2 protein-coding genes are annotated in these 2,295 nt (G+C 39.5%); one reads left to right on the top strand and one right to left on the bottom strand.

Annotation, left to right across the window (positions count from 1 at the left end):
- Nucleotides 1-943 precede the first annotated feature (943 nt).
- The gene (locus tag J2T13_RS26075; protein ID WP_429375616.1) at nucleotides 944-1,120 is read left to right on the top strand and encodes a hypothetical protein; all 177 of its coding nucleotides are present in this window, start codon (nucleotides 944-946) and stop codon (nucleotides 1,118-1,120) included.
- Nucleotides 1,121-1,508: 388 nt separating this feature from the next.
- Here the strand turns inward: J2T13_RS26075 and J2T13_RS26080 are convergent, their stop codons facing one another.
- Nucleotides 1,509-2,003: a hypothetical protein gene (locus J2T13_RS26080; protein WP_429375618.1), complete on the bottom strand. Its 495-nt coding sequence runs from the start codon at nucleotides 2,001-2,003 to the stop codon at nucleotides 1,509-1,511.
- Nucleotides 2,004-2,295 lie beyond the last annotated feature (292 nt).

A 2,295-nucleotide genomic window follows, 5' to 3' on the forward strand; every position in this document is an offset into this window, starting at 1 on the left:
CCCGAAAAAGATGGAGTCATAGATGCTGATGAAGAACAATTCAAATGACTACATAAATTCTATGGAATCGCGACAACTGTCTTGACAACTACCGAGCAGATGCTGTTGCTTGTGTTAAATCAACCTGTTACAACTTACGCAAAGCAAATTATGGCGTTAATGTCCTATCAGATTGCGTTACTAGTTATGATAAAAGGAAAATTGACGAAATGCTACGTTATTATGAAAGTAAAGGTAGTAAAATTATTTGTTTGAATGACCTATTAATTTAAGCTCTTTCCATATTAACCGCATTGCGCGGCGGGCGTTTTTTCGCCCGCCGCTTTGCTCGTTTATCGGTCAATGTCGTGCGCCCTGCGTGGTTGCTGTTCGCGCTGTTCCTGTCGCATGATACTGTAAACGCTCTTAGCCTGCATATTGTCTTGTTTAAGATTATGTAACCGGCTACGGTCTGACACGATGAAAACAACAGCCTAGACGAAAATAAAAAAACCGTTGTTGCGGCGGCTGGATAGTTTTGTCCAAACAGCAGTATGTAGCCTGATAGCGGTTTTGAAATGAAAATCAAAACCGCTGTTTTCCTTTTGAAAAATTGGATTGCGGAGGACGTATTAAGTGCGCCCTTTTTTAGGACACGGCGGCATCCGAGGAGATATCACTGTGTCCATTATTTGTTATGTATCACCGCCGTTAGATAAACTATTTAAAAAGTCTGCATTTTATAGCGGTATATCCTGCCCCTCAATGCATCTACACGTACTACACGATAGGAAATATATTCTCTATGCCCGACTGGATTTTTTCAGTCGGGCATTTTTGCGTTCTTTTCAAACTTTTTTTCAAAAATGCATTGCAATCTTTGGCAGTTTTCAAATTCTGTTTGTTGAGGGTTTGTGAAAGGGGAAATCACCCGTTTTCGCGGTTGCGAAAGGAGGTGAATACCATGAATGAACCTACTCGTACCCAATGGGAAATCCGTTGCGATTTTAATGGATTTTGCAAGCGGGCGTTGAAGAATGAAGCTATCAACGCCCACAAGGACACGAAGCGTCAGCAGATACGCGAAGTGACTTTTTCTGACCTGTCCCCGCAAGAGGAAAATCAGATATGTGTTAATTGAATCGAATATATCTCTACTCGTATTGATCTTGGGTCAAGCTTTCCTCTAAATGTGTCGTAAAATTCCGATTTGTCTTCTTCCAATTATCTAGATAATTCCAAATCCTGAAATAGTCCTTTCCTGAATGGTATATTTATCGGACCATTCTAATAATTGTTTTGTGTTCATTTCTTATTCCTTTCTATCAGTACAGTAATTTCCGATAACGTTGCGTATTTCTTACGTCCAAACGGCTTAAGGAACATAGGTCCGGGTGGCTCTGCCACTTAGCCGGTTGGATGTGTCGCCTGATTCCACTTCTCAGAAAATCCCTCTTGGCGACCAAGGAGCGCTAGCGACGATGCTGAAAAACATTGTTATCGGATGTTGCCACTTCTTCGAATAACAATCAGGCTTGGAAAGATCTCAAGTTATTATTGTCAGTTAATCTAATAAGTTTTTTGTTATACAATTGCAACCTTTCTTCAAAACTAATTCGATCTCTTTCAAAATCTCGTGTCCATTTATACATCATTTTCAACATTTTAATATCTGATTTATAATAACTCTTTTCAATACCAAGTTTTTGTTTTAAGAAACGTATAAAAATTCTAATTTTCCGTTTCCACAAAGGTGTATCAAGGAAAATGATTGAATCTGCCATATCAAATATGCATCGGTATGATTCTCTATCAGTTCCTTCAAATATCCAGAATCCCCTACTATCAATATCCTTAATAACCGCAACTTGCTCGGCAGGTGTGCGTTTATATCTTCCATTATCTGTTTCATGATGAACAATACAATCCAATTCATACCATGGGATATTTAATGTTTTTGATAATCTCTTAGCTAATGTTGTTTTACCACTTGCCACAATTCCAATTATTAAGATTTTCTTCATTTGATTTTTATCTCCTAACGAATTAATGCTCGTTGGCAATTTCCGATAACGTTTGGGTATCTACGAACCCTCACCACCTTAAAGGAGCAAAGCGACTGTCCGCGATGCGGTTAGGTGGTGCAGGGTTGTCTGCTGAATAAGCTACTCCGAAATCCATCTTGCAGACCAAGGGTCGCAAGACCCGCAGCGTAGATACCATGTTGAACTAAACCGCTACGCGGTAGCTTTTCAAATCCTACAAACCTTTAGTGCCATTCACCAAGCCTTCCTTTATCATCTAGTGAAAAAGGAG

Source organism: Paenibacillus sp. DS2015, from assembly GCF_050433705.1.
GTDB lineage: Bacteria > Bacillota > Bacilli > Paenibacillales > Paenibacillaceae > Paenibacillus_AQ.

Coding starts and splice junctions, on each gene's coding strand:
- J2T13_RS26080 (WP_429375618.1), bottom strand. CDS start 2,003: ATGAAGAAAATCTTAATAATTGGAATTGTGGCAAGTGGTAAAACAACA.
- J2T13_RS26075 (WP_429375616.1), top strand. CDS start 944: ATGAATGAACCTACTCGTACCCAATGGGAAATCCGTTGCGATTTTAAT.